General features: G+C 71.4%; 22 protein-coding genes. 14 read left to right on the top strand and 8 right to left on the bottom strand.

From position 1 onward, the window contains the following. Window positions 1-30 precede the first annotated feature (30 nt). Entirely contained in the window at window positions 31-1,266 is a 1,236-nt protein-coding gene (gene ilvA / locus JL475_RS07540; RefSeq protein ID WP_202276646.1) for a threonine ammonia-lyase, read from the top strand. 135 nt (window positions 1,267-1,401) lie between these two features. Here the strand turns inward: ilvA and greA are convergent, their stop codons facing one another. Both greA and JL475_RS07530 read right to left on the bottom strand, forming a co-directional pair. After that, a complete protein-coding gene (gene greA, locus JL475_RS07535; protein ID WP_202276645.1) occupies window positions 1,402-1,899 on the bottom strand; it encodes a transcription elongation factor GreA in 498 nt (165 codons plus the stop codon). A gap of 208 nt (window positions 1,900-2,107) precedes the next feature. Continuing rightward, window positions 2,108-2,506: a DUF4307 domain-containing protein gene (locus JL475_RS07530; protein WP_202276644.1), complete on the bottom strand. Its 399-nt coding sequence runs from the start codon at window positions 2,504-2,506 to the stop codon at window positions 2,108-2,110. 208 nt (window positions 2,507-2,714) lie between these two features. On the opposite strand from JL475_RS07530, the gene mca reads away from it, so the two are divergent. Next, on the top strand, window positions 2,715-3,596 hold the full coding sequence (mca, locus tag JL475_RS07525) for a mycothiol conjugate amidase Mca (RefSeq protein WP_202276643.1): 882 nt from the start codon (window positions 2,715-2,717) through the stop codon (window positions 3,594-3,596). After that, window positions 3,589-3,876: a hypothetical protein gene (locus tag JL475_RS07520; RefSeq protein WP_237406468.1), complete on the top strand. Its 288-nt coding sequence runs from the start codon at window positions 3,589-3,591 to the stop codon at window positions 3,874-3,876. Before mca ends, JL475_RS07520 begins: the two co-directional genes overlap by 8 nt. 81 nt (window positions 3,877-3,957) lie before the next feature. Here the strand turns inward: JL475_RS07520 and JL475_RS07515 are convergent, their stop codons facing one another. Further along, window positions 3,958-7,164 (bottom strand): tetratricopeptide repeat protein, encoded by a 3,207-nt coding sequence (locus JL475_RS07515; RefSeq protein WP_202276641.1) that lies wholly within the window; start codon window positions 7,162-7,164, stop codon window positions 3,958-3,960. A 251-nt stretch (window positions 7,165-7,415) separates the two neighbouring features. On the opposite strand from JL475_RS07515, the gene JL475_RS07510 reads away from it, so the two are divergent. After that, the gene (locus JL475_RS07510; protein WP_202276639.1) at window positions 7,416-9,458 is read left to right on the top strand and encodes a thioredoxin domain-containing protein; all 2,043 of its coding nucleotides are present in this window, start codon (window positions 7,416-7,418) and stop codon (window positions 9,456-9,458) included. Window positions 9,459-9,496: 38 nt separating this feature from the next. Here the strand turns inward: JL475_RS07510 and JL475_RS07505 are convergent, their stop codons facing one another. From JL475_RS07505 to JL475_RS07495, 3 genes are read right to left on the bottom strand one after another with little or no spacing between them, the layout of a single operon-like run. After that, window positions 9,497-9,826 carry a hypothetical protein gene (locus JL475_RS07505; RefSeq protein WP_202276634.1) on the bottom strand — a complete coding sequence of 110 codons (330 nt, stop codon included), beginning with the start codon at window positions 9,824-9,826 and terminating at the stop codon, window positions 9,497-9,499. A 48-nt stretch (window positions 9,827-9,874) separates the two neighbouring features. Then, window positions 9,875-10,606: a Mut7-C RNAse domain-containing protein gene (locus JL475_RS07500; RefSeq protein WP_202276632.1), complete on the bottom strand. Its 732-nt coding sequence runs from the start codon at window positions 10,604-10,606 to the stop codon at window positions 9,875-9,877. Between the two features lie 58 nt (window positions 10,607-10,664). Continuing rightward, entirely contained in the window at window positions 10,665-11,378 is a 714-nt protein-coding gene (locus JL475_RS07495; protein WP_202276630.1) for a hemolysin III family protein, read from the bottom strand. Window positions 11,379-11,834: 456 nt separating this feature from the next. Between JL475_RS07495 and JL475_RS07490 the strand changes: the two genes are divergently transcribed. The 6 genes from JL475_RS07490 (at window position 11,835) to JL475_RS07465 (ending at window position 19,748) form a co-directional block, all read left to right on the top strand. Beyond that, entirely contained in the window at window positions 11,835-13,655 is a 1,821-nt protein-coding gene (locus JL475_RS07490) for a phosphoenolpyruvate carboxykinase (GTP) (protein WP_202276628.1), read from the top strand. 719 nt (window positions 13,656-14,374) lie between these two features. Next, window positions 14,375-17,164 carry a nitrate- and nitrite sensing domain-containing protein gene (locus tag JL475_RS07485; protein WP_202276626.1) on the top strand — a complete coding sequence of 930 codons (2,790 nt, stop codon included), beginning with the start codon at window positions 14,375-14,377 and terminating at the stop codon, window positions 17,162-17,164. Then, window positions 17,161-17,598: a roadblock/LC7 domain-containing protein gene (locus tag JL475_RS07480; RefSeq protein WP_202276624.1), complete on the top strand. Its 438-nt coding sequence runs from the start codon at window positions 17,161-17,163 to the stop codon at window positions 17,596-17,598. The genes JL475_RS07485 and JL475_RS07480 overlap by 4 nt, the downstream gene beginning before the upstream one ends. 47 nt (window positions 17,599-17,645) lie before the next feature. Continuing rightward, window positions 17,646-18,002, top strand: coding sequence for a DUF742 domain-containing protein (locus JL475_RS07475; RefSeq protein WP_202276676.1), 357 nt, complete (start codon window positions 17,646-17,648; stop codon window positions 18,000-18,002). A gap of 5 nt (window positions 18,003-18,007) precedes the next feature. After that, the gene (locus tag JL475_RS07470) at window positions 18,008-18,577 is read left to right on the top strand and encodes an ATP/GTP-binding protein (RefSeq protein ID WP_202276622.1); all 570 of its coding nucleotides are present in this window, start codon (window positions 18,008-18,010) and stop codon (window positions 18,575-18,577) included. A gap of 40 nt (window positions 18,578-18,617) precedes the next feature. Continuing rightward, window positions 18,618-19,748: an FAD-dependent monooxygenase gene (locus JL475_RS07465; protein ID WP_202276619.1), complete on the top strand. Its 1,131-nt coding sequence runs from the start codon at window positions 18,618-18,620 to the stop codon at window positions 19,746-19,748. Window positions 19,749-19,976: 228 nt separating this feature from the next. On the opposite strand, the gene JL475_RS07460 is transcribed toward JL475_RS07465, so the two are convergent. Continuing rightward, on the bottom strand, window positions 19,977-20,453 hold the full coding sequence (locus JL475_RS07460) for an SRPBCC family protein (protein WP_202276617.1): 477 nt from the start codon (window positions 20,451-20,453) through the stop codon (window positions 19,977-19,979). Between the two features lie 498 nt (window positions 20,454-20,951). Here JL475_RS07460 and JL475_RS07455 point away from each other — a divergent pair, with 498 nt between their 5' ends. Next, entirely contained in the window at window positions 20,952-21,668 is a 717-nt protein-coding gene (locus tag JL475_RS07455) for a DinB family protein (protein ID WP_202276615.1), read from the top strand. On the opposite strand, the gene JL475_RS07450 is transcribed toward JL475_RS07455, so the two are convergent. Next, window positions 21,601-22,383, bottom strand: coding sequence for an NUDIX hydrolase (locus JL475_RS07450; protein ID WP_202276606.1), 783 nt, complete (start codon window positions 22,381-22,383; stop codon window positions 21,601-21,603). The genes JL475_RS07455 and JL475_RS07450 overlap by 68 nt on opposite strands. Window positions 22,384-22,582: 199 nt before the next feature. Here JL475_RS07450 and JL475_RS07445 point away from each other — a divergent pair, with 199 nt between their 5' ends. From JL475_RS07445 to JL475_RS07435, 3 genes are all read left to right on the top strand, one after another. Next, window positions 22,583-23,065, top strand: coding sequence for a hypothetical protein (locus JL475_RS07445; protein ID WP_202276604.1), 483 nt, complete (start codon window positions 22,583-22,585; stop codon window positions 23,063-23,065). Between the two features lie 62 nt (window positions 23,066-23,127). Beyond that, complete coding sequence (locus tag JL475_RS07440) at window positions 23,128-24,507, top strand: SMI1/KNR4 family protein (RefSeq protein WP_202276602.1); 1,380 nt, start codon at window positions 23,128-23,130, stop codon at window positions 24,505-24,507. Beyond that, entirely contained in the window at window positions 24,504-25,217 is a 714-nt protein-coding gene (locus JL475_RS07435; protein ID WP_307824993.1) for a hypothetical protein, read from the top strand. The genes JL475_RS07440 and JL475_RS07435 overlap by 4 nt, the downstream gene beginning before the upstream one ends. Window positions 25,218-25,255 lie beyond the last annotated feature (38 nt).

Here is a 25,255-nt window from a genome sequence, read left to right as displayed (position 1 = left end):
CCGACGGCGGTGAACTGCGATGCTGGAGTCATGAGCTACGGCACGGCTGACTCCCTTCGTACCGTCACGCCCGACGATGTGCGCGGCGCCCGGAAGATGCTCTCGGGTGTGGCGAGGGTGACCGCGATGGAGAGCAGCAGGCACCTGTCCCGGACGGTGGGCACACCGGTGCACCTTAAGTGCGAGAACCTCCAGCGGACGGGGTCGTTCAAGCTGCGCGGCGCGTACGTCCGGATCGCCGGGCTGCTGCCCGAGCAGCGCGCCGCCGGTGTGGTCGCGGCGAGCGCCGGCAACCACGCACAGGGCGTCGCGCTCGCGTCCTCGCTGCTCGGGGTGCGGTCGACGGTGTTCATGCCGAAGGGCGCTCCGCTGCCGAAGATCAGCGCCACCCGGGAGTACGGAGCCGAGGTGCGCCTGCACGGCCAGGTGGTCGACGAGGCACTGGCCGCCGCCGAGGAGTACGCGGACGAGACGGGCGCCGTGCTGATCCACCCCTTCGACCACCCCGACGTCATCGCGGGCCAGGGCACCGTGGGCCTGGAGATCCTGGAGCAGTGCCCCGAGGTGCGCACGATCGTCGTCGGCATGGGCGGCGGCGGGCTGATCGCCGGGATCGCCGTCGCGGTGAAGGCGCTGCGGCCGGACGTAAGGATCATCGGGGTGCAGGCGGCGGGCGCGGCGGCGTATCCGCCCTCACTGGCGGCCGGGTACCCGGTGTCGGTGCGCGATCCGGCGACGATGGCCGACGGCATCAAGGTGGGGCGGCCCGGCGACGTGCCGTTCGGGATCGTCGAGCACCTGGTGGACGAGGTCCGCACGGTCACCGAGAGCGAGCTGTCCGCCGCCCTGCTGCTGTGCCTGGAGCGGGCCAAACTGGTCGTCGAGCCGGCCGGGGCGAGCCCGGTCGCGGCGCTGCTGAGCCGCCCCGACACGTTCGCGGGCCCGGTCGTCGCCGTGCTGTCCGGTGGCAACGTCGACCCGGTGCTGATGGAGCGGGTGCTGCGGCACGGCATGGCGGCACAGGGCCGCTACCTGGCCGTCCGGCTGCGGCTGACGGACCGGCCGGGCGCTCTCGCGTCGCTGCTCGGGGCGTTGTCGGTGGTGGACGCCAACGTCCTCGACGTGAGCCATGTGCGGACCGATCCGCGGCTCGGGCTCACGGAAGTGGAGGTCGAAGTGCACCTGGAGACGAAGGGCCCGGAGCACTGCGCCGAGGTCGAACAGGCCCTGCGGGACGCGGGTCACACGGTCCTGCACGGTCATTGACCGACCCGGTGCCCGGCCCGCGCGGCTCGGCGACGGCATGACGAAGCCCCCGGCACCGCGGTGGGGACGCTCACGCGTCCCGCGGCGGGCACGGCGCCGGGGGCACCCTCACGGTCTTGAGCCGTGGGCCGTGGGTCAGCCCTTGTACGGCTCGGCATTCAGGATCTTCACGGAGGCCGTCTTGCCGTTCGGCAGCTCGTACTCCACGGTCTCGCCGACCCTGTGGCCGGACACCCCGGCACCCAGCGGGGACTGCGGGGAGTACGTCTCGATGTCCGCACTCGCGTACTCGCGCGAGGCGAGGAGGAAGGTCAGTGTGTCGTCCTCGTCGCCGTCGAAGGCGATCGTCACGACCATGCCCGGCGCCACCGAACCGTCGGCTGCCGGCGCCTCACCTACCTTGGCGCTTTCGAGGAGCTGGGTGAGCTGCCGCACGCGGAGCTCCTGCTTGCCCTGCTCCTCCTTGGCCGCGTGGTACCCGCCGTTCTCCCGCAGGTCGCCCTCCTCGCGCGCGGCGGCGATCTTGGCGGAGATCTCCGTACGCGCGGGACCAGTAAGGTATGCAAGCTCGTCCTTGAGCTTGTTGTACGCCTCCTGCGTCAGCCAGGTGGCGTTCTCGCTGGTCTGGGTCACTGGTGCTCCTCGTAGGTGCTGGAATACAAAGCAACGCCCTCCCTGAAGGATGTTCCTCCACGGATGGGCGAAACCACGAGCCTAACAATTCAGCGGCCAAAGGGGGAGGACATATGCCATCGGAGCTGTTTTTGCGCAGGTCAGCGGCCCTGTGTCGCTCGCGACACCGGTCCCCGGCAGCGGGTGGGCCCTCCGGAGCCGGCCGGAGTCAGTCGGCGTGGCAGCCGAGGAGCTCGGCCGTCGCGGCCGGGGAGGTCGTGCGGAGCGTGACGACCTCGTCGAAGCGGGTGCCGTCCCCGTCGAAGCGGAAGTCGGCACGGCCCACCTCGGCACCGTCCACGGCCTGGGAGCGCACCGTGCAGTAGCCGTCCACACCCGCGTCCTTGTGGACCTCCAGGCGCACCCGCACCGTGTCCTTCGCGGTGTCGAAACCGATCATCTCGCCGCTGATCCGGCTGCCCGCGACGTAGTGGTAGCCGAACCAGCCGATCAGCGCCAGCATCACCGCGGCCAGGCCCGCTCCGACGATCTTGAGGGTGCGGTCGGCACGTTCGTCCGAGGTGCGGCCGTACCGGCCCTCGGGCGGTCGCGTGCTCGCCGTACTCATGATCGTCTCCTCGGCGGGAAAAGGGGGGACGCCTGCCCCGGGCGGTGCCCGGTGCCGGGCTCCGGAATTATTCGCCCCCGGCTTGGGTCACTATAGAAGTCTTCCGCCCGTCGCCCGACCGCCACCCCACCGCGACGTCCCACGGGGACGACAGACCAGTGGGACCGCACCGGGCACCCCGGGCGCCTACCGACTTGAGGAATGAGTCTTGACTGACCAGCTGCGACTGATGGCCGTGCACGCCCACCCCGACGACGAGTCGAGCAAGGGCGCGGCCACCATGGCGAAGTACGTGTCCGAGGGGGTGGACGTGCTGGTCGTGACCTGCACGGGCGGGGAGCGCGGCTCCATCCTCAATCCCAAGCTGCAGGGCGACCCGTCCATCGAGGAGAACATCCACGAGGTGCGCAGGAAGGAGATGGACGAGGCCCGGGAGATCCTCGGTGTGAAGCAGGAATGGCTCGGCTTCGTCGACTCCGGCCTGCCCGAGGGAGACCCGCTGCCCCCGCTGCCCGAGGGCTGCTTCGCCCTGGAGGACGTCGACAAGGCGGCCGGTGAGCTGGTGCGGAAGATCCGTGCGTTCCGTCCCCAGGTGATCACCACCTACGACGAGAACGGCGGCTACCCGCACCCCGACCACATCATGACCCACAAGATCACGATGGTGGCCTTCGAGGGCGCGGCGGACACCGAGAAGTACCCGGAGAGCGAGTTCGGGCCCGCCCACCAGCCGCTGAAGGTCTACTACAACCAGGGTTTCAACCGCCCCCGCACCGAGGCGCTGCACCGGGCGCTGCTGGACCGCGGCCTGGAGTCGCCCTACGGGGACTGGCTCAAGCGCTGGGCGGAGTTCGAGCGCAAGGAGCGCACGCTCACCACGCACGTCCCGTGCGCGGACTTCTTCGAGATCCGTGACAAGGCCCTGATCGCGCACGCCACCCAGATCGACCCCGACGGCGGCTGGTTCCGGGTGCCGATGGAGATCCAGAAGGAGGTCTGGCCCACCGAGGAGTACGAGCTCGCGAAGTCGCTCGTCGACACATCCCTCCCCGAGGACGACCTCTTCGCGGGCATCCGGGACAATGCCTGACATGAGCGCTAGCGCAAGCCTGGCAATGAGCCACCTGGTCACCCTCGCCGAAGTCGACAAGGACAAGGTCACCCCCGGTGTTCTCGGCTTCATCGTCTTCGCGGTGATGGCCCTGGCGGTCTGGGGCCTGATGAAGTCGATGAACCGCCACATGAACCGGGTCGACTTCGACGAGTCCGCGGCCCGCCGGACCGGATCCGAGGACGCCACGAAGCCGGCGCCGTCCGGCGCGGCCGCGGGTGGGGCGTCCGGCGGGGCCGAGAAGAAGAAGCAGGGCTGAGCCACGTAGCCTTCCGGCCCCCGGAGGGCTACGCGGCGGCACCCCGCCGGGCCCGCGGCAGTACCCGCCGGGCCCGCGGCCCTACGTGGTCGACCCCATGGCCACCCCCATCACCTCACGGGCGTGGCGGCTGGGGACCATGCCGAGGCGCCAGGCCTGCCAGCCCGCCTCCAGGCTCACCCCGCGCTCCAGCAGGAGCTGGTAGGCGTCCACGCAGTCGCCCAGCTTCTCGTCGCGGGCGGCGTGCGCGGTCCGGGCCAGCTGCGCCAGGTCCTCCTGGGCCACCGCCGTCCCGACCTCGGTACCGCCCGGGGCCGCGTACGGCAGGAGCGTGCAGCGCAGGAACCGGGCCCAGTCCTCGCCGCGCCGGTCCCCGTAGGACGCGAACAGCGCCGTCGCCTCGTCGCACAGGGCCAGTGCCTGCTGGGTACGGGCGTTGCCCGCGTCGACGACCGCCAGCTCCAGGCACGTCCACGCCTCGCCGTGGGCCACCCCGATCCGCTGGAAGTCCGCGCGGGCGTCGACCAGCAGCTGACGGGCGAAGCCCGAGTTGCGCAGCGAACCGGTCTGCGCGGCCCGCTGGTCGCGGGTCACCCGGGCCGAATGGTGCCGGGCGCAGGCCAGCCCGTAGACGTCCCGCATCCGGGAGAACAAGGTGCGGGACCGCTCCAGCTCGCGCACCGCCCGGTCCAGGTCCCCGGTCTCCTCCAGCGCCTGACCCAGGTAGTACAGCGTCCACGCCTCCCCGCGCGCGTCCTCGTTGTCCCGGTGCCGGGCCGCGGCCCGCCGCAGCTCCTCCACCGCCGGCGAGGCGTCCCCGCCGATCAGCCGGGCCCGGGCCAGCTGGGTCAGCGCCCACGCCTCGCCCCGGGCGTCCCGGGTACGGCCGTACAGCTCGAGCGCCTCGCGCAGCTCGGACTCGGCGCGCGGGACGTCACCCGTGCGCAGCCTCAGCTGTCCGAGCTGGAAGTGCGCCCAGGCCTGACCGTGCACGGACTCGCCCGCGCGGTGCAGCACCAGCGACTCGGTGAGCAGGTCCAGCGCCTCGGACAGCCGGGCGCGGTCGCGTTCCACCGCGCCCAGCGCGTGCATCGTCCACGCCCGGTCGGCGGCCAGCTGGGGCGCGGACTGCAGGTTCATCGCCTCCCGCAGCCTCGCCGACGCCTCCGTCAGATTGCCCTGGTGGTGCAGCGTGATGCCGAGGGAGGTCAGCGCCCGCGCGGCCCCCGCGTCGTGATGGGTCTCCCGGTACAGGTCGACCACCGAGGACAGCGTCGCCCGCGCCTTGTCCAGCTCACCCAGCTGACGTGCCGCGATACCCGTGCGCCACTGCACCGAACGCCTCAGCAGCCCCTCGTCCACGGCCTGTGCCAGCTCGCTGATCTCACCGAGGCGGTACAGGTCGCCGCGCAGCAGGCAGTAGTCGCACAGCGCGCCGAGGAGATCGAGCACCGCCGCCTGGTTCACGCCCTCCGAGTGCCGCAGCGCCGCCGTGATGAAGCTCGACTCGTCGTCCAGCCAGCGCAGCGCCTCGTCCAGCGAGGTGAAACCGTACGGGCCGAAGCGGTCCGAGCGGGTCGACATGTTGCCGTCGACCAGCCGTAGCACCGAGTCGGCGAGCTCGGAGTAGTTCACGATCAGCCGTTCCTGCGCCGCCGTCCGCTCGGCCGGGTCCTCCTCGTCCAGGAGGCGGGCCAGTGCGAAGGCGCGTACGAGGTCGTGCAGCCGGTACCGGCCGGGCCGCACCGGGGTGATCAGACCGGCCCGGGACAGCGCCTGGAGGTGCCGGGTCCCCTCGGCCTCGTCGGTGGCCAGCAACGCGGCCGCCGCCGCGGCGCCCAGCGACACCCGGCCGGCCAGCGCCAGCCGGCGCAGCAGCCGCCGCAACGTCTCCGGCTGGTCGGTGTAGCGCAGCCACAGGGCGCGCTCGACCGGGCTCACCGGACCGTAGGCGCCCAGGTCGGTGGCGAGCGCGCGCGGGGAGCGCGGGCCCAGGGAGGAGCCGGCGATCCGCAGCGCCAGCGGCAGCCCGCCGCACAGTTCCCGGACCCGGTCGGCGGAGTCGGCGGCCTCGCTGCCGGACCCCGACGAGTCCTGCGCGACGGCGGCCAGCAGCTCCTCGGCGCCCGCCGCGTCCAGGGCGCGTACCGGCAGCTGGTACACCCGGGCCGGCAGGTCGTCGGGCAGGCCGAGCGGCGCGCGGGAGGTCACCAGGACCAGACTGTCGGACCGCTCCGGCAGCAGCGTGCGGACCTGCTGCGGATCCGCCGCGTCGTCGAGGACGACCGTCACCGGCATGCCCGCCACATGCTGGTGGTACAGCTCGCTCAGCCGTCTCACCTGCTGGTCGGGGGAGGACCGCTCACGGAACAGCAGCTGCTCGCGGGGCGCCCCCAGCCGGTTCAGCAGATGCAGCAGCGCGTCCCGGGTGGACAGCGGCGGCTCGCCGGGACCGTCGGCGCGCAGATCGACCACGCAGGCGCCGCGGAAGTGGTCCTTCAGGTCGTGCGTCGCGCGCACCGCGAGGGTGGTCCGGCCGCTGCCGGGCTCCCCGTGCAGCACCACCACCGTCGGCTGCGTCTCCGTGCTCGCGCGCGCCGCCCGCACCCACTGCCGGATCCGCGCCATCTCCTGCCGCCGCCCGGCGAACGGCCCCACCGGCGCCGGCAGCTGCCCGAACGACTGCTCCAGCACACTCCGCCCGCGGGCCGCCGCGCTCTTGTCCGCGCCGCGCAGCCGCGGCCCCGTCGGCTGGGGGCCCGTGGACGCGGTGAGCATCCGCTGCTGGTCGAGGAACGGCCGTATGCCCCGCACCTCCAGTGCCGTCAGCCACTGCAGCCGCAACTGCTCCGGCCCGCCCGGCTGGCTCACCGCGCCGGCCCGGTGGTGCGCGGCGGGCACATGCGCGCCCACCACCTTCACCACGGTCGCCGCCGCGCCGACCACCCCGACGGTCACGCCCGCCCCCACTGCCGTCCCGGTCCCCGTACCGAGGGCGAGGTCGGCGACCACGGCCGCGAGCCCGGCCACCCCGGCCACGAGCAACGGCGTCCCGGCGCCCTCGCGGGCGTACCGCTGGCGGAAGGTGAGCTGCCCGGCCGCCGCCTCGTCCAGCGCGCGGGTGTACGCCTCGTACTCCTCGGCCGCCGGCCGCGCGATCGCGTCCAGCGCCCCGCGCGCCCGGGACAGCAGCACTTTTCCGTCGGCACGCCCGCCCGACCGGCGTACCTCTTCCTCCACAGCCCGTGCCAACAGCCGCTCCGCGTCCGCACGATGACCGTCCCGCATGTCACGTCCCCCTCCGGCGGCCTCGGTCGCCCCCGGTGTGCCCGGGAGTCCACGGGTCCCTTCCGACCCATCCCCGAGACCTCATCCGGTTATGCGTCGGCCAAGTGTCCTGTGCACGCTGTGTCTTGAGGAGGGGGAGACAGGACGGAACCCGGGATCGCGGCGGGGCGGGGAGAGGAACCGGACACTCCCGGGAGTCCGCCGGGGGCCGGTGCCGCCCCTTCGCGCGGCTACTGGGGCAGGATGGAACCATGCCGAACCGACTGGCCCACGAGACGTCCCCCTACCTCCTTCAGCACGCCGACAACCCCGTCGACTGGTGGCCCTGGTCGGACGAGGCCTTCGCCGAGGCGCGCGAACGGAACGTGCCCGTCCTGCTGAGCGTCGGATACGCGAGCTGCCACTGGTGCCATGTCATGGCGCACGAGTCCTTCGAGGACCGGGCGACCGCCGACTATCTGAACGAGCACTTCGTGAGCGTCAAGGTGGACCGCGAGGAGCGCCCCGACGTGGACGCCGTCTACATGGAGGCCGTGCAGGCGGCGACCGGGCAGGGCGGCTGGCCGATGACCGTGTTCCTCACCCCCGGCGCCGAGCCGTTCTACTTCGGCACCTACTTCCCGCCCGAGCCCCGGCACGGCATGCCGTCCTTCCGGCAGCTGCTCCAGGGTGTGCACCAGGCGTGGGAGGAGCGCCGGGACGAGGTCACCGAGGTCGCCGGGAAGATCGTGCGGGACCTGGCCGGGCGGGAGATCTCCTACGGCGACGCACGGCTCCCGGGCGAGGAGCAGCAGGCGCAGGCGCTGCTCGGGCTCACGCGGGAGTACGACGCGCAGCGCGGCGGGTTCGGCGGGGCGCCGAAGTTCCCGCCGTCCATGGTGCTCGAGTTCCTGCTCAGGCACCACGCCCGCACCGGCGCCGAAGGCGCCCTCCAGATGGCGCGGGACACCGCCGAGCGGATGGCCCGCGGCGGCATCTACGACCAGCTCGGCGGCGGCTTCGCCCGCTACTCCGTCGACCGGGACTGGGTGGTGCCGCACTTCGAGAAGATGCTCTATGACAATGCCCTGCTCTGCCGCGTCTACGCCCATCTGTGGCGGTCCACCGGCTCCGAGCTCGCGCGCCGGGTCGCGCTGGAGACCGCCGACTTCATGGTCCGCGAACTGGGCACGCCCGAGGGCGGGTTCGCCTCCGCGCTGGACGCGGACAGCGACGACGGGACGGGGCGGCACGTCGAGGGCGCGTACTACGTCTGGACGCCGGAGCAGTTGCGCGAGGTGCTCGGCGCGCAGGACGCCGAACTGGCCGCGCGGTACTTCGGGGTGACCGAGGAGGGCACCTTCGAGGAGGGTGCCTCGGTGCTGCAACTGCCGCAGCAGGAGGAGGTGTTCGACGCCGACCGGATCGGCGGGGCCGGCGGGGTCAAGGAGCGGCTGCTCGCGGCGCGGGGCGCCCGTCCGGCCCCCGGCCGGGACGACAAGGTCGTCGCCGCCTGGAACGGGCTGGCGATCGCCGCGCTCGCCGAGACCGGCGCCTACTTCGACCGGCCGGACCTGATCGAGGCCGCGGTCGCCGCCGCCGACCTGCTGGTCAGGGTGCACCTCGACGACCACGCCCGGATCGCCCGCACCAGCAGGGACGGCCGGGTCGGTGCCAACGCGGGCGTCCTGGAGGACTACGCCGATGTCGCCGAGGGCTTCCTCGCGCTGGCCTCGGTGACCGGGGAGGGGGTGTGGCTGGAATTCGCCGGTCTGCTCCTCGACCATGTGCTGGCCCGCTTCACCGACCCGGAGACGGGCGCCCTGTACGACACGGCGTCCGACGCCGAGCGGCTCATCCGGCGCCCGCAGGACCCGACCGACAACGCCGTACCGTCCGGCTGGACGGCCGCGGCCGGGGCGCTGCTGGGGTATGCGGCGCAGACCGGCTCCGAGCCGCACCGCACCGCTGCGGAGCGGGCGTTGGGCGTGGTGAAGACGCTCGGTCCGCGGGTGCCGCGGTTCGTCGGCTGGGGTCTCGCGGTCGCCGAGGCGGCGCTGGACGGGCCGCGGGAGGTCGCGGTGGTCGGTCCGGCGCTCGACGATCCGGCCACGGCGGCCCTGCACCGCAGGGCGCTTCTGGGGGTCGCCCCGGGCGCGGTGGTCGCCGTCGGTGCGCCGGAGAGCGACGAGTTCCCGCTGCTGGCCGATCGGCCCCTGGTGGGCGGGGAACCGGCCGCGTACGTCTGCCGCAACTTCACCTGCGACGCGCCGACGACCGACCCCGACCGGCTGAGCACGGCCCTGGGCGGCTGACACAGCGGACGGACGTCAGGGGCGGCTGAGGCCGGGCGTCAGGGGCCGCTCAGGATGAGCGCGCCCATGGTGAGCATGGCGGACCACTGCACGGCGACGGCTCCGAACCGGGCGGACGGCCACCGGGTCCGGGGCCACGCCGTGGCCAGCACCCCGGTGACGAGGGCGGTCAAGAAGAAGCCCGGGGCGAGCCCGTCCGGCACACCGGAGCACTGCTCGCCGTAGAGCAGGCAGCGGCTGCCCCGCTCGGTGGACAGGACGGCGATCCAGGAGACGATCACGGTGGGCAGCAGCAGGACGAGTCCGGCGACGGCCCATACGGTCAGCGGACGGGTGGCTGAGTGCGGTGGCGGTGTGCTCGTGGTCATGCGGCCATCCCACCGCGCCGGCCGGCGCCCGGACATCGGCCGAGGTACTCAGTGCCCCTGAGCGCTCCGGCTCAGTGCGCGTTCCACGATCGCCTCCAGTTGGTCGTGGTGGGCGCCCCGCCAGTAGGCGCGGCCGCAGTCGGCGCACTGCGCGAACACGTCGTACGAGCGGTGCGTGCCGCTCTTCAGCTGGTCGGCGACCTCGTCCTTGGTGGCGGGTCCCAGCAGGCCGTTGCAGGCGGTGCAGCGGGTCCAGGGGCGCAGTTCGGGCTGGAAGCGGTCCAGTACGTAGGGGAGTTGCTCCTCGGGTCCGGTGCTGTAGACGAACGCGCCGGCCCACAGTTCCCGGCGGCGCAGCAGGCCGCGGTCGCGGCTGAGCATCACCCGCTGTTCGGCCGCCGAGCGGGCGGCCAGTGCCGGGTCGCCGATGTCCGTCGACTCGTACGCCGTGTCCACGCCCAGCAGCCGCAGTCGGCGGGCCAGCGTGCCGAGGTGCACGTCGAGCAGGAAGCGCAAGGGGGCGCCGGGCACCCGCTGGGGGAGTGCGACGGGGCGGACGGTCACCGACTCGCCGGCGGTCGGGGTGTGCGAGACGGGCACCTCGCGGCCGTCCACGAGCAGCGCGCCGACCTCGGTCAGCGGGACGCCGAGCGACTCGACGACGTGACCGAGGGTGGAGACGCCGTCGATGGCGGCCTTGGTGGTGCCGGTGGACCGTGCACGGGGGACGAAGACGAGCAGTCCGGGGGCGAACTCGACGTGGATCTCGGGACCGTTCACCCGTTCAGGATGTCATGAGCGCGGTGCGCGGACCCGGGGTTTTCCGGGCGTTCCCGGCTCATCCGTGCTGGTAGGCCACCAGGGAGATCCCCACGTAGTGGGCGATGAAGGCGGCCAGGGTGAAGGAGTGGAAGACCTCGTGGAAGCCGAACCAGCGCGGTGACGGGTTGGGCTTCTGGATGCCGTAGATCACCCCGCCCGCGCTGTAGAGCACCCCGCCCACGATCACCAGGACCAGGACGGCGATGCCGCCGGTGCGCATGAAGTCGGGGAGGTAGAAGACGGCGACCCAGCCCATCGCGATGTAGCAGGGGGTGTAGAGCCAGCGCGGGGCGCCCACCCAGAACACCCGGAAGGTGATCCCGGCGAGGGCGGCCGCCCAGATGCCCCACAGCAGCCACTGGCCCTTCGCCTCCGGCAGGAGCAGCAGGGTGAGCGGGGTGTAGGTGCCGGCGATGATGAGGAAGATGTTGGCGTGGTCGAGGCGGCGCAGCACCCCGTCCATGCGCGGACTCCAGTTGCCCCGGTGGTACAGCGCGCTCACGCCGAACAGCAGGCAGGCCGTCAACGCGAAGACCGCGCAGGCGACGCGGCCCCGGGTCGAGTCGGCGAGGGCGGTGAGCACCAGCCCGGCGACCAGGACGGCGGGGAACATGCCCAGGTGCAGCCAGCCGCGCAGCTTGGGTTTGACCGGGTGCGGGAGGGAGATCTCTACCGGACCGCGGCCTTCGGCCTGCGGGTCCGCGGGTGCGTCGGAGGCGAACGCTGTCATGGCCGCATCGTACCTACGGAACCGTAAGTTGCGGAGCGGTGTGCCTGCTTGGCCGTGACGTGGTGGCCATCCTCTCACGCCGCACGCGTGGCGGTGATCGTCGGCGTCCGTCGGGTTCCGTCGGGGTCTGCCGGTGTTCGCCGGCGCCTCCGGTTCGGGCGGGAGGCGCACCGGAGTGATCGGTCGCGCAAAGAACCCGCAAAGAAGCGACCTGTCGCGTGCAATGCGCACGCAACGTGTGCGTAAAGCGACCCGGCGTACGCGCGGGGGTTCTCGGGAAACCGTGGCCAGCATCACTCTGCTCACCTGTGCATCCCTCTGGACAGATGGGCACTCTCATCAGAGGATCAAATGAGTGCGGTCGGCACCGGATGAGCGCCGAACATCCACCGTGAAGCATCCGGGCCGCAGCCCCCACGGGGCCTCTCAACCAAAAACCCTCACTTAGGAGCAATCGTGGCGCGCGACATCGCGGCTCCCACCGTCCCCACCGACCACCAGGGGCTCATTTCCTGGGTCAACGAGATCGCAGAGCTGACCCAGCCGGACCGCGTGGTCTGGTGCGACGGTTCCGAGGCTGAGTACGAACGGCTGAGCGAGGAGCTCGTCGCCAAGGGCACGTTCCGCAAGCTCGACCCGATCAAGCGCCCCAACTCCTACTACGCCGCCTCCGACCCCAGCGACGTCGCCCGCGTCGAGGACCGCACCTTCATCTGCTCCGAGAAGGAGGAGGACGCCGGCCCCACCAACCACTGGAAGGCCCCCGCCGAGATGCGGGAGATCTTCACCGGTGAGAAGGGCGTCTTCCGCGGCTCCATGAAGGGTCGCACGATGTACGTCGTGCCCTTCTGCATGGGCCCCCTCGGCTCGCCGCTGTCCGCGATCGGCGTCGAGATCACCGACTCCGCCTACGTCGCCGTCTCCATGCGCACCATGACCCGCATGGGGCAGCCCGTCCTGGACGAGCTCGGCGACGACGGCTTCTTCGTCAAGGCCGTGCACTCGGTCGGCGCCCCCCTGGAGCCCGGCCAGCAGGACGTCCCCTGGCCCTGCAACCAGACCAAGTACATCTCGCACTTCCCCGAGGACCGGGAGATCTGGTCCTACGGCTCCGGCTACGGCGGCAACGCCCTGCTCGGCAAGAAGTGCTACGCCCTGCGCATCGCCTCCGTCATGGCCCGCGACGAGGGCTGGCTCGCCGAGCACATGCTGATCCTCAAGCTGACCCCGCCGCAGGGCGAGTCGAAGTACGTGGCCGCCGCCTTCCCGAGCGCCTGCGGCAAGACCAACCTCGCCATGCTGGAGCCCACGATCTCCGGCTGGACCGTCGAGACGATCGGCGACGACATCGCCTGGATGCGGTTCGGCGAGGACGGCCGCCTCTACGCCATCAACCCCGAGGCCGGCTTCTTCGGCGTCGCGCCCGGCACCGGCGAGCACACCAACGCCAACGCGATGAAGACCCTGTGGGGCAACTCCGTCTTCACCAACGTCGCCCTCACCGACGACGGCGACGTGTGGTGGGAGGGGATGACCGAGGAGGCCCCGGCCCACCTCACCGACTGGAAGGGCAACGACTGGACCCCCGAGTCCGGCACGCCCGCCGCCCACCCCAACGCCCGCTTCACCACGCCCGCCGCGCAGTGCCCGATCATCGCGCCCGAGTGGGAGGACCCCAAGGGCGTGCCGATCTCCGCGATCCTCTTCGGCGGGCGCCGCGCCACCGCCGTACCGCTGGTCACGGAGTCCTTCGACTGGAACCACGGCGTCTTCCTCGGCGCCAACGTGGCCTCCGAGAAGACCGCCGCCGCCGAGGGCAAGGTCGGCGAGCTGCGCCGCGACCCGTTCGCCATGCTGCCGTTCTGCGGCTACAACATGGGCGACTACATGGGCCACTGGGTCGACGTCGCCAAGGACAAGGACCAGTCCAAGCTGCCGAAGATCTACTACGTCAACTGGTTCCGCAAGAACGACGAGGGCAAGTTCGTCTGGCCCGGCTTCGGCGAGAACAGCCGCGTCCTGAAGTGGATCGTGGAGCGCCTGGACGGCAGGGCGGACGGCGTCGAGACCCCGATCGGCGTCCTGCCGACCAAGGCGGCCCTCGACACGGACGGCCTCGAACTGGCCGACGCCGACCTGGACTTCCTGCTCAGCGTCGACAAGGAGGTGTGGCGCGAGGAGGCCGCGCTCGTCCCCGAGCACTTCAACACCTTCGGCGACCACACGCCCACCGAGCTGTGGGACCAGTACCGCGCCCTGGTGCAGCGCCTGGGCTGAGCCGCCCGGCACACAGACTCCGCGGCCGGTTGGGATGGGATGCCCTGACCAGCGATCGTCACGACCGGCCGCGGGACGGACAGGCGAGGCTCCGCACAACGGCGTGCGGGGCCCTGGGCCTGTCGTCACCCTCCCGCCCGCCCCGGCGGGAACGGGCGGCGACAGGCCTTCGCCATGTCACCACGAGACCTCGGCCGGCCCGCGGGCTCCATGTGCACGCCGGTGATCCGGCGGTTTCGTATGGCGGGCTTGGCCGCCGTGGTGCTCGGCTCCGGGCGCGGGAACGTCCGGCGGACCTCGGGGACCGGGAGCGCGCCGGTGCGAGGCGGTGATCGTCCCCGATGTGGCCGAATCCGGCCGCGGTGGCGGCAAGGGCAGGCACCGCGCCACCGATCGGCCGCGACCCCTGAGGACGATTTCCGCCACGCGTCTCGCGCGCTCCGCTTTCGGAATATGACGTTCCGGAGGTTCTCTAGGTGAACAAAGGGTTGCGGATCGATGTAGACATGCGGCCAGGGCGGGGCTGTCCGGATTGCGTCGTCCGAAGTGTCCCGGTGTGGAGGTGCCAGGGCGTCATCCCCGCGTGGATGAGCAGTCGCACAGTGTGATTAATATGCGCGGCACAACTAGTGAGCAAAACCGCCCGGCTGTGTAGCCGTTCCACGTCAAGGGAGTTCGCCCTGCGCACGCGTGCGTCACGACAGACCGTCTCGACGACCATGTCGTTGCGGACGGCCCTCCTCGTTCTGGCCATCGTCCCCGGTGTCGCACTGGTAGCCCTGTGGGCCGTCACGAGCGGTCGGACCTTCTTCGACTTCCAGCGGATGGCGGCCCAGGGCCTGTTGGCGGAGAAAGCCGGACAGCCGTCCAACATCGTCTACTACAACCTTCAGGAGGAGCGGCGTCTCAGTGCCGAGACCCTCGCCGGATACGACGGTGCGTCCAAGGCCTTGGAGCGGCAACGGACAGCGACCGACGAGGCGGTGGAGGCCTTCCGGGCGCTCTCCGACGACCTGTCCTCGACGGGCGACGCCCCCCTGGAGATCAGGGAAGCGGTCACCGAAGCGCGTAACGCGATTGAGCGGCTGCCCGTGCAGCGCTCCGTGGTCGACAGTGGCGACCAAGGCCAGCAGGAAGCGGTGTACCGGTACTACACCGACCTGATCACCGTCGACCTCGAGTTGTTCACGGCCCTGAGTCACGTGGACAACGGCCGGATCACCGTGCTCTCCCAGCCGCTCGTCGACCTCTTCTGGACCAAGGAGATGGTCTCCCGCTCGGACGCGCTCCTGGCCCGGGGCTGGGGCAGGGGCGAACTGACCGTCGAGGAATTCCGGCAGGTCAGGGAGGCGATCGAGACCCAGTCGTTCCTTTACACCGTGAAGGTCGCTCCCCACCTGTCCGACGACCAGCGCGAGATCTGGCAGCGGATCACCGGCAGTCCGGCGTGGAAGAGCAAGAGCAGCGTGGAGCAGGAGGTGCTGAGCCCGGGCGAGCCCGACGAGAGCGGCCCGGTCCGTCTCGGCGCCGACCGGGAGACCTGGCGCGAGGCGATGGACGCCCTTGCTCCGGAGTTCGAGAAGCTCCTCGAGCGCCGGACCGCGCTGGTGATCGAGGAGGGCACGTCCGATGCGATGGGACTGCTCCAGAGGACGCTGTTCACCACCCTCGTCGGTCTCGCCGCCGTTGTCGCCGTCGTCTGGACGACGTGGCGCCTCACCCGTAGCCTCCGACAGCGCATCAGCGGCCTGCAGAAACAGGCCGAGGTGCTGGAGACCGCCCTGCCCGACGTCGTCGAGCGGCTCGCGCAGGGCGAGCGGATCGACGTCGATGCCGAGGCGATGGCCATCCGACACGACGAAGTCCGCCGCGGCACCGACGAGCTGACCCAGCTGGGCACAGCGCTCAACCTCGCCCGCACCAGTGCCCTGCAGGCCGCCGTCAAGCAGGCCGACCAGCACCGCGGGTTCGAGCGGCTGCTGCAGCGCATCGCCCGTCGCACCCAGCAGCTCATCGGGCAGCAGCTCAAGAAGCTGGACGAGATGGAGCGCCGCCACGAGGACTCCGAGGTCCTCGACGGTCTCTTCGACCTCGACCACCTCACCGCCCGACTGCGGCGCTACGAGGAGAACCTGGTCATTCTCGCCGGCGGCACACCCCACCGGCGGTGGCGCGACCCGGTCGCACTGCTCGACGTGATGCGCTCGGCCCAGGGGGAGGTGCAGGACTACCAGCGGGTGGTGATCGAACAGGAGGACGGGACCTGGCTCGCGGCCCGGGCCGTCGGTCCGGTCGCGCACGTGCTCGCCGAACTGATCGAGAACGCGCTCACGTTCTCCCGCCCGCCGAGCCCGGTCGAGGTCAGGGCTGCCGAGGTGATCCGCGGTCTGGTCATCGAGATCGAGGACCGTGGCCTGGGCATGGATGAGGGCAGGCTGGCCGAGGCCAACGAGCTGATGGCCCACCCGCCCCGGCTCGACGTCCTGGCCCACTCCGAGGACATCCGTCTGGGTCTGCACGTGGTTGCGCGCCTCGCGCACCAGTACGGCCTGGGAGTGGAGTTCCGTCAGTCCGCGTACGGCGGTACGCGGGTGGTCGTGCTCATCCCCGTCGAACTCACCGTCCCCGCCTTCCAGCAGGCTCCGAAGGCGGTGCTCTCATCCGTCCCGGACCCGACTCCCGCTCCCGGTCCGGTGGGTCCCGTGTACGGCGCCGACGAGCCGCTGCCCGCGCGCGTACAGGGACGGGCCCTGGCCGACGTCACGGCGCTGGTCCCGACGCACGCGGTGTCCCACGGGTCCGAGCCGCAGCCGCACCGGGACGCGTACCAGCCGCATGTCCCGGAAGTCACCGAGGCCTTCCCCGCGCCGGGCACGCCGGAGACGCCGTACGCGCAGCACGACCGCGGCCAGGACGCGAGCCACCAGCCCTACGGGACGTACGGCACCTACGCGTCCGAGGTGCCCCACGGAGCCGTCGGCACCCGTACACCTCAGGGTGGCCGGACGCCCCACATGACGGGTGAGGGCCACGGGGTGAACCTGGCCCACGGAGCCGACCTCGCCATGTACGGGACCGGGCAGGAGGGCGGGACCGGGCACGCGTCGTACCCGGCCGAAGCCGCCTCGTACGGGTCCGTGCCGACCTGCTCCGGTGAGGCCGAGGGGCCGTATCCAGCCCCCAGTGGGCCGCACCCGGCACCGCACCAGCCGCACACCGACGCGGGCGCCGACGGTGCCGGCCTGACTGGTGACCAGGCACCGCTGCCCCGCCGGGTGCGCCAGGCCAGCCTCGTCGACGAACTGCGGGCGGACGTCCCCGCCGAGGCGCCGCTGCCCAGGCCGCCGCGCTGGCAGGACGACCCGTTGCTGCGCCCCGTACCGCGCCGCGCCGGGGCGACGATCGGTGCGTTCCAACGTCGGTCGCGCGCTGCCCGTGAGGGGGGGATGCCGACGCCGCTCCCCCCCAGCGCTCCTCGCCAACAGATGAAAGAAGAAGAACGGTCATGACACGAACCATTGCGACCCATCAGGACCTGGACTGGCTGCTCGACGGCCTCGTGGACTCGGTCGCCGAGACCAGGAACGCGGTCCTGCTGTCCGACGACGGCCTGGTCGTGAGTCACTCGCAGAGCATCGACCGCGCGGATGCCGAGCGACTGGCAGCCATCTGCACCGGCCAGCAGAGTCTGGCCCGCGGCGTGGGGCAGCTCTTCAACGGCGGTGTCGTCCACCAGGTCATCGTCGAGCTCGCCGACCTGTGGCTCTTCATCATCTCGGCGGGCCAGGGCACCCACCTGGCCGTGGTTGCCTCCCAGGAGGTCGACGCAGAGGTGATGTCGCTCGCCATGCACAACCTCGTCCAGCAGGTCGGGCCGAAGCTCGGCACGGCGACCCGCGACGAGTTCGATGCCTTCGGCGCGGGGCAGGGAACCGTCACGTGAACCCGGGATGGGAGTACGAGGACCCCGGGGAGGACGGCGCGGGGAGCATGGTGCGTCCGTACACCATCACCCGTGGCCGGACCGCTCCCGAACGGGACGACCTCACCCTCATCACGGTACTCACGACCCTCGACGACCCGCGCGACGAACGCGGCGTGCCGTTGCGCCCCGGCAAACTCCAGCCGGAGCACCGTCGGATTCTGGAACGCTGCCGCCAATCCGCGGCCGTCGCCGAGATCGCCGCTGGACTCGACCTTCCCGTGTCGGTGACCAAAATCCTTCTGGCTGACCTCGTCAGCCAAGGCCTGCTCGCCGCTCGGGCACCGCTCACGGTGGCCTGGGCGGCGGGCGGTGCCGACCCGAGCCTGCTGGCTGCCGTTCGTGAAGGACTCCGGAGACTGTAGGAACCATGACCACGAGTCAGGCGGCACCCGCCGCAGTCAAGATACTCATCGCCGGCGGATTCGGTGTCGGCAAGACCACCCTGGTGGGCGCGATCAGCGAGGTCGCACCGCTGCACACCGAGGAGTACATGACAAAGGCTAGCGTCGGTGTGGACGACCTCGCCGGAATCGGGGAAAAGAGCACCACGACCGTCGCCCTGGACTTCGGACGCATCACGATCAACGACGAACTGGTCATGTACCTCTTCGGCACCCCAGGCCAGGAACGCTTCTGGTTCATGTGGAACGACCTGGTCAACGGCGCGCTCGGCGGCGTGGTCATCGCGGACACCCGGCGCCTGGACACCAGTTTCGCCTCAATCGACTTCTTCGAGAGCCGGCGCATCCCCTTCGTGGTGGCCATCAACTGCTTCCACGGCCACAACACCCGCACGGTGGGCGAGATCAGGGAAGCCCTCGACCTCGACCCGCATGTGCCCCTGCTGATGGGTGACGTCCGGCAGCGTGAGTACGCCAAGGAGGCGTTGCTCGCGCTGGTCGACCATTTGGCGAGCCTGCCCGCCCCGGTCGGCTGAGACCACACCCCCGTTTTCGTCTTTCCTCGGAGAAACTGACATGACTTCACGCCTACGCGTACTTGTTCACGGCGGCGGCATCGGCGGGCTCACCCTCGCCACGGCTCTGGCCCGGCGCGGCCACACGGTGGAGGTCGCCGAGCTCCGAGGGGAGCTGGAGGCGCTGGGCGTGGGCATCATCCAGCCGTCCAACGCGCTGCACGCCCTGCGGGAGATCGGCGTACTCGACGACTGCCTCGCGGTCGGTTTCGAGTGGGAGATCCTCACCGTCGCCGATCCGGAGGGCAACGCCCTGGCCCGGATACCGCAGCCCCGGATGGACGACGTTCCCCCCAGTAACGGCATCCCCCGCCCCGCTCTCGCGCGGGTACTCAATGCCGCTGCGGTGGCGGCGGGCGCGAAGATACGGTTCTCCACCACCATCACCGAACTCACCGACGACGGTTCTGGTGTCGACGTCACCCTCTCGGACGGATCGTCCGACCGCTGGGACCTGGTGGTCGGCTTCGACGGCATCGGCTCCCCGCTGCGCAGCCGGCTGTACGGCGACCGGTACACCCCCGAGTACACCGGCTTCGCCAACTGGCGGGTCACAGTCCCGCGCCTGCCCGACGTACGGGGCGTGGTGATGGGCACCGCGCAGGAGACGAAGGCGCTGCTCACCCCCATCACGGACGACACGATGTACCTGGCCGCGGTGTTCGCCGAGCCCGAGGACTTCAGGCCGGACCCGGAGCGTGCCCACGAGCAGTTCGCCGAGCGGCTGCGGATGTTCTCCGGACCGATCGCCGAGGCGCTCGGCGCCGTCACGGATCCCGCCGCCGTCGTGTACTCCAGGATCTCCCAGGTGACGGTGGACGCGCCGTGGCACGTGGGCCGTGTGGTACTGGCCGGGGACGCGGCCCACGCCAGCACCCCGCAGCTGGCGCAGGGCGCGGCGATGGCCGTCGAGGACGCCGTCGTGCTCGCCGAGGTGCTCGACGCCCAGGACGGCGTCCCCGAGGCCCTCACGGCCTGGGAGGAACGGCGCCGGCCCCGCGCCCTGTGGGTGCAGGCCCTGTCGCGCGCGGTGCTCAAGCAGGAGATGGGCGGTGAGACGACCGCCGAGGAGGACGAGCTGCTGAAGATCGGCGTTCCGGGCGCCGCGCACGTACTGGTCAATCCGTACTGATCCGTACCGCCTCAGCACGCCGGTCCGCGGTGTTCGAGGGCCGGGCCGCCGCCCCGGCCCTCGAACCGTCCACGAACTCCACGAAGTCCCCCGGCCGCCCACCCCAACGCCCGCCGCGTCACCGCCGTACCGCTGGTCACGGAGTCCTTCGACTGGAACCACGGCGTCTTCCTCGGCGGCGCAGACGCCCGAAGTGCGGGCCGACGACCTCATGCGGCGTACAGCTCCTCATCCGCTCCGGGTGCTCTGCAGAGCGCCGCCGGCGCTGCCGCGATGCTCGCGCACCGCGATCCGGGCCAGCTTCGTCAGCATCATGCCGTTGCGGATCGAGACGAGGTAGTCCACGGGGAGCCCGTGCATCCGGGTGCCGGGGCCCCGCAGGGGATGCCAGTCGAGAAGGAAAAGAGTGCTCTCGCCCCAGGGGATCAGGTTCATGGCGATGCGGGCCGCACCGAAGGGATCCGCCTTCGCCTCCAGTTCCAGGCGGCGTTGCGGCTCGCAGATGCGTACGACACAGGTGTCGTCGAGGACCAGAGGGCCGAGGCCGACCCGGACCTGCAGGCGGGCGCCCACTTCCGGCCAGTGCGGGTCCGCGGCGGTGACCTGCTGCGTTCCCGAGACCCATTCCCCGTAGCGCCGGCCGTCGGACAGCAGGTCCCATACCCTGGACGGCGAGCTCAGGATCAACCGGCGGTTCCGGGCCACACCGACCGCGCTCCTTATCTCCGTCGAGACCGACGCCCATGACCACGCTGCCAGGCGTGGAACGCCTCCTCGGCTGCTCGGCGCGCTCCTCGACACTAGCCGCGCCGTACACCTCCAGCACCCGCGACAGTGGTCGGGGCCGGCACTCGCACGGCATCGAGCACGACCGGTCCACCAGGCACGATCACGGCCCTGACCGGCGCTGCCCCTCCGGTCGGCACCGAGTGGTGCGCTCGTCCGATCAGGTGATGGCAGGGACCATCAGATGGCTGGTGCGGATCGACTCCGCCCTCGGCCGATCCCGAGGAGGCTTGACCACCGAAGTCCACTTCGCCTGCGACGGCGAAGGCCGACCGTGTGCTGGAGGAGTGCGGTGATGCCGGTGACACTGTGCCGCTTCGGGGCGAGGAAATCGGTCGCGCCCTGTGAGGGGATTCGTTAACTTCCGCCTGAGCGCAGTGTGTTGCGTGCGAGACGCGACCGCCAAGGGGGCCAGGCATGGAGATCGAGGGTGTGCGGACCGACCGGTTGGGGCTGCTGCTCGACCAGTTCGACCAGGCCAGGGAGATGGCCCAGGTGCGGCTGACGGGGCTCGGTGACGAGGAGTACCTGTGGGAGCCGGTGCCCGGTTGCTGGTCGATCCGGCGCCGGAGTGAGGCGGTGACGCCCAGGGCGTTCGGACCGGGCGAGTGGCTGCTCGACAAGGGCGCCCCGGACATCCCCTCGAGTGAGTACGCCGAGGTCGCCCGGCAGGCCGCGGGCGGCATGCCCATCGACAAGATCGCCGACGACTGGGGCGTGAGTGTCGAGCGGGTCGAGCAGGTCCTCGCCCACACCGGTACGCCGGAGCCCGACGCATCGCCGGTCACCACCATCGCCTGGCGGCTGGGGCACCTGCACTCCTGCTTCGCGGGCCAATGGGAGTGGACCTTCGGTGAGCGGCGGCAGGAGCCGGACCTGCTGGTCGACTTCACCCCCTCCGCCGCCCTGGCACTGGAGCGGTTCTGGAAGCTGATCGACCGCTGGCGCGCCGACGTCGGCGCCGTCACCGACGAGCAGCTCGACACGGTCGGCTTCTCCCAGTACCCGTACAGCAATGACGCCGACTACCCCTTCATCGCCGTGCTGACGGGGGCCAACATCGAGTTCATCCACCACATGGCCGAGATCGCGGTGCTCCGCGACCTGTGGCGGGCCCGGCCGTCGGGCCGGTGAGCCGGAGTGGACCGTGGCGGCGGAGGACCGGCTCCAGGTAGGCCACCTGCGGGCCGCCGAGGCCGGTCAGGTCGGCGTGGGAGCGGACGAGGGCGAGACGGTCCAGTTCCGGGACGCGGCCGAGGGCGTGCTCGGTGGCCGTGAGGGCGGCGAAGCGCTCGTACAGCCAGGGCGCCGGACGGGGCGGGGCCTGGAACAGGACGCCGACACTGCCGTTCGCGCCTCGGGTGACCTGCCAGGGGGTGAGGTCGTCGGCAGGGGTGTCGACACCGGTCTCCTCGGCCAGCTCCCGGGCCGCGTGACGGCGGAGGGCGGCCAGGTCGAGGGGCTCACCGTCCGGTGGGGGCTCGACCGAGCCGCCCGGCAACTGCCAGCGGCCGGGCGCGGTCGTCCAGGACGCCATCCGCCCCACCAGCAGGCGCCCGTCGTCCGCAGGCTGCGCGACGGCCACGAACAGGGACGGCAGCCGTACAGACGCGCCGGGCAGCCTGCGCAGGACGTAGAAGCGGTAGGTCGCCCGGACCCAGGTCAGGACGAGGCCGTCACGTGCGTCGTGTTCCAGGCCCGTACACCCGGCCACCGGCCCGTCGAACAGAGTCGGGTTGGCCCGGACCGCCGCGTCCCAGGCGTCGTCCATGGCACGACGGTCCTCCGGCGACAGCTGAGGTGGCAGGGCTTCGACCAGTCGCAACCGGTCAGCGGCGAAGAGGTCCATGTCGGGACCGTACCGGGCCCGTCCGGTACGTAGTGGAAGGGCAACCGCCGGGCGCGAGCCGTCCTGAACGCCGCAGAGGAACCCATCGGCCTCCCGGCAGGCGAGTCCCCCATCTCGCAGCCCCGTCCAACAGCCGCGCCGCCCAATGTCAGTGGCCGACCCTAGGATCGCGCCAGATCCATGACAGGGAGGGGCGACCGTGGGCGCCAGTTGGTGGGAGTACGTCACGGCGTACGAAGGCAGCGTCGAGAAGTCGCTGGAGGCTCTGCACCGGCAGGTCTTCGACAAGTTGTACGGCCACGACGACATGTACGGCTGTCTGGACGACCTCTGGGCCGACGAGGAGTTCATGGGTGAGGAGGGGACGCACTCCATCCTCGACATCCAGCGTGTTGTCCACTCGACCACAGCGCCGACGCCGCTCCGTGTCGAGGACTACGGGACACTGCGTCCCCTGACGCACGAACGCCTCCTGCACCACTTCGGCACCGTCCGGCCGACACCGCTCCGGTTCTCGGAACTCCTCGACCACGCCCGCACGGCCGACCGGTTTCCGCCCGACCCTGAGGAGACGCTGCTGGACGAGTGTCGTATGCGGTGGACGGGTGTGTACGTCCTCCTCTACGCCGGTGGCCAGGCCGAGCCGGCCCACCTTGGCATCTTCGGACACTCAGGCGACTGAGCCGTCCCGCGAGCACTCCATGGCTTCCTCTTCCTCACCAACCGACCGACCGGAGAACACCGTTGTCCTCGATACATGACCTCGCGACCTGGGAGCCGCTGCTGCGGCTGGTGCGGGATGCCCACGCGGAGGAGCTTGCCGCGCCGGGCGGTTGCTTCACGGGCCAGGTCGGTCTGGGCGGCTGGACCCTGCCCGCGCCACAGCCGCACCCGGCGCCGGGGCGGGCCTTGCAGGTGGCGGACATGCAGGACCAGTTCACCGCCGTGGAACGGGTACAGGACGCCCTCAGGGCCGACGGCCTGAACAATGTGTCGTACGTGGTTGAGACGGCGCCGGACGGGGCGACGCTGCTCCATGTCGTCGACTCCGGACCTGCCGTGGAGTACGGCGTCGTCAGCCCCTTCGTGGGAGCCCTGCTCCTGGTCGAAGGCGCCGTTCCCGAGCCCTGGCGGCGCCTGCCCGAGGAAGTCCTTGGTGCGGTGCCGGCGTCGTCGGCGGACCCGGCACTGCTGGAGCAGACCCTCCACGAGCGGCTGCCCGACGCCGTCGGTGCCACGGAGGAGGAGATCGCCGAAGCGGAGGCGCGCCTCGGTGTCACGCTGCCCGACGAGCTCAAGGCGCTCTACCGGGTGACCCGGGCACGGTGGCAGGACTGGGGCGATGACTACGAGGCTGGGGAGCGGGTCAGCGATGCGGTCGGTTGTGAGCTCTTTTCCTTGGACGGGCTCTACATCGGGGACGCGCAGTCCCGTCCCTGCCCTTGGCAGTTCGCCGCCGCCGCCGTCGTCACTGCCCCGGACGCCGCCGTGCAGGGCCTGGTCGGGTCGCCCGGGTGGATCGTCTTCGGCGACAACGGGGGCGGTGACCGGCTGGCACTCGACCTGACGCCCGGCCCTGGCGGACACATCGGGCAGGTCATTGTGATCGACCACGAGCGGAGCATCGGCGCCGGACTGCGCGCCGACTCGCTCACCGACATGGTGGTCAACCGCCCCAGCGGCTGGCACCAGGGCCGTGACGGGGACAATCCTCCGGTGGTGGCCCGGGTGAACATCCGTTACCTGGAGAGTGTGAGGACCGCCGCCCATCCTGCACTGGAGGTACTCAGCATCGGCGCATGGCAGGGCGAGCCGATCGGCCTCGCCTCGGTCGTCGGGCTTCCCCGTCTGCGGACCCTCACCGCCTACCCGGGCACGCTCGCCGATCCCCTGGAGATCACCGGGCTGGCGGGGCTGGAATACCTGAGTCTCGGCCCCGAGGAGTGGCGCGTCCTCCTCGACGCCGGTGCCGTCCCCCGGAGTCTGTCGGCGGCCGGTATCGAGGTCCAGGGCAAGCGGTACCCGCTGCCGATCCTGGACCTCGCCAACGAACTCCTCGCCCTGTGGGACCGCCCCCTCATCAGCCGGACCGTCCTGGAAGCCCACCTGGACACCGACCGGTGAGCGAGGACGGGCTGGGGGAGAAGTGGGCGCCGGCGCCCGAGTACGAGATCGAGATCGGTACCGAGCCGCTGGAACGTCCGGCCCGCAACTCGGTGGGCGGGTGGCCCTACTTCGACGACGACCAGGAGTGGCCTAGGTGCTTCTACGGCGAGCGGATGGCGCTGTTCTTCCAACTGGACCTGCCGGACGACATCGAGTTCTTCGGCGGAGAACACCTGTCGGTCTTCCACTGCGCCCACCACCACGACGCGGCCGACCCGGTGACGGCCGGCGGCCGGGCCGACAGACGCCTCGTACCCCGGTTCTGGGAGGCTCCGCAGCCGCCGTTCCCGGGCTCGTTCTGGCGGGTGCTGCTGCAGCGCGACCCAGGGGCGCCGGAAGCGGAGCCCGAACCGACCGTACACGCGCTGCCCCTGTCCCTGCGGCCCTTCGTGGACGGGCACGGGCCGTACGAAGTGCACTTCAAAGTGGGGGGTACGGCGGCTTGGCCTCACGAAGCCGAGTACTACCTGTGCGCGTGCGGTACGGAGCTGGCGTTCGTCTGCCAGGTGCCGGGTGACTGGGAGTTCGGCGTCCACCCCGGGTCTCCGGTGCAGCCCGACAGCATCCGTGACGACGCCTACCTCCTGTTCCTCGGCAACGAGGTCTACCTGCTGGCCTGCCCGAAGCGTTGCGATCCGGCGGCCGTCCTTCCGGTGAGCCAGCGCTGACCCTCAGCCGCCCGCCGACACGTTGGTGAGCTGCTCGG

This window comes from Streptomyces sp. M2CJ-2 (assembly GCF_016757295.1).
Classification (GTDB): domain Bacteria; phylum Actinomycetota; class Actinomycetes; order Streptomycetales; family Streptomycetaceae; genus Streptomyces.
The sequence above is the reverse complement of the archived record's forward strand: the minus strand, read 5'-3'. Positions and strand labels throughout refer to the sequence as shown.

What these genes read in the sequence shown, in the direction of transcription:
- ilvA (WP_202276646.1), top strand. Translation starts at nt 31, where the DNA reads ATGAGCTACGGCACGGCTGACTCCCTTCGTACCGTCACGCCCGACGAT.
- JL475_RS07530 (WP_202276644.1), bottom strand. Translation starts at nt 2,506, where the DNA reads ATGAGTACGGCGAGCACGCGACCGCCCGAGGGCCGGTACGGCCGCACC.
- JL475_RS07520 (WP_237406468.1), top strand. Translation starts at nt 3,589, where the DNA reads ATGCCTGACATGAGCGCTAGCGCAAGCCTGGCAATGAGCCACCTGGTC.
- JL475_RS07515 (WP_202276641.1), bottom strand. Translation starts at nt 7,164, where the DNA reads ATGCGGGACGGTCATCGTGCGGACGCGGAGCGGCTGTTGGCACGGGCT.
- JL475_RS07510 (WP_202276639.1), top strand. Translation starts at nt 7,416, where the DNA reads ATGCCGAACCGACTGGCCCACGAGACGTCCCCCTACCTCCTTCAGCAC.
- JL475_RS07505 (WP_202276634.1), bottom strand. Translation starts at nt 9,826, where the DNA reads ATGACCACGAGCACACCGCCACCGCACTCAGCCACCCGTCCGCTGACC.
- JL475_RS07495 (WP_202276630.1), bottom strand. Translation starts at nt 11,378, where the DNA reads ATGACAGCGTTCGCCTCCGACGCACCCGCGGACCCGCAGGCCGAAGGC.
- JL475_RS07485 (WP_202276626.1), top strand. Translation starts at nt 14,375, where the DNA reads ATGTCGTTGCGGACGGCCCTCCTCGTTCTGGCCATCGTCCCCGGTGTC.
- JL475_RS07480 (WP_202276624.1), top strand. Translation starts at nt 17,161, where the DNA reads ATGACACGAACCATTGCGACCCATCAGGACCTGGACTGGCTGCTCGAC.
- JL475_RS07475 (WP_202276676.1), top strand. Translation starts at nt 17,646, where the DNA reads ATGGTGCGTCCGTACACCATCACCCGTGGCCGGACCGCTCCCGAACGG.
- JL475_RS07470 (WP_202276622.1), top strand. Translation starts at nt 18,008, where the DNA reads ATGACCACGAGTCAGGCGGCACCCGCCGCAGTCAAGATACTCATCGCC.
- JL475_RS07465 (WP_202276619.1), top strand. Translation starts at nt 18,618, where the DNA reads ATGACTTCACGCCTACGCGTACTTGTTCACGGCGGCGGCATCGGCGGG.
- JL475_RS07455 (WP_202276615.1), top strand. Translation starts at nt 20,952, where the DNA reads ATGGAGATCGAGGGTGTGCGGACCGACCGGTTGGGGCTGCTGCTCGAC.
- JL475_RS07450 (WP_202276606.1), bottom strand. Translation starts at nt 22,383, where the DNA reads ATGGACCTCTTCGCCGCTGACCGGTTGCGACTGGTCGAAGCCCTGCCA.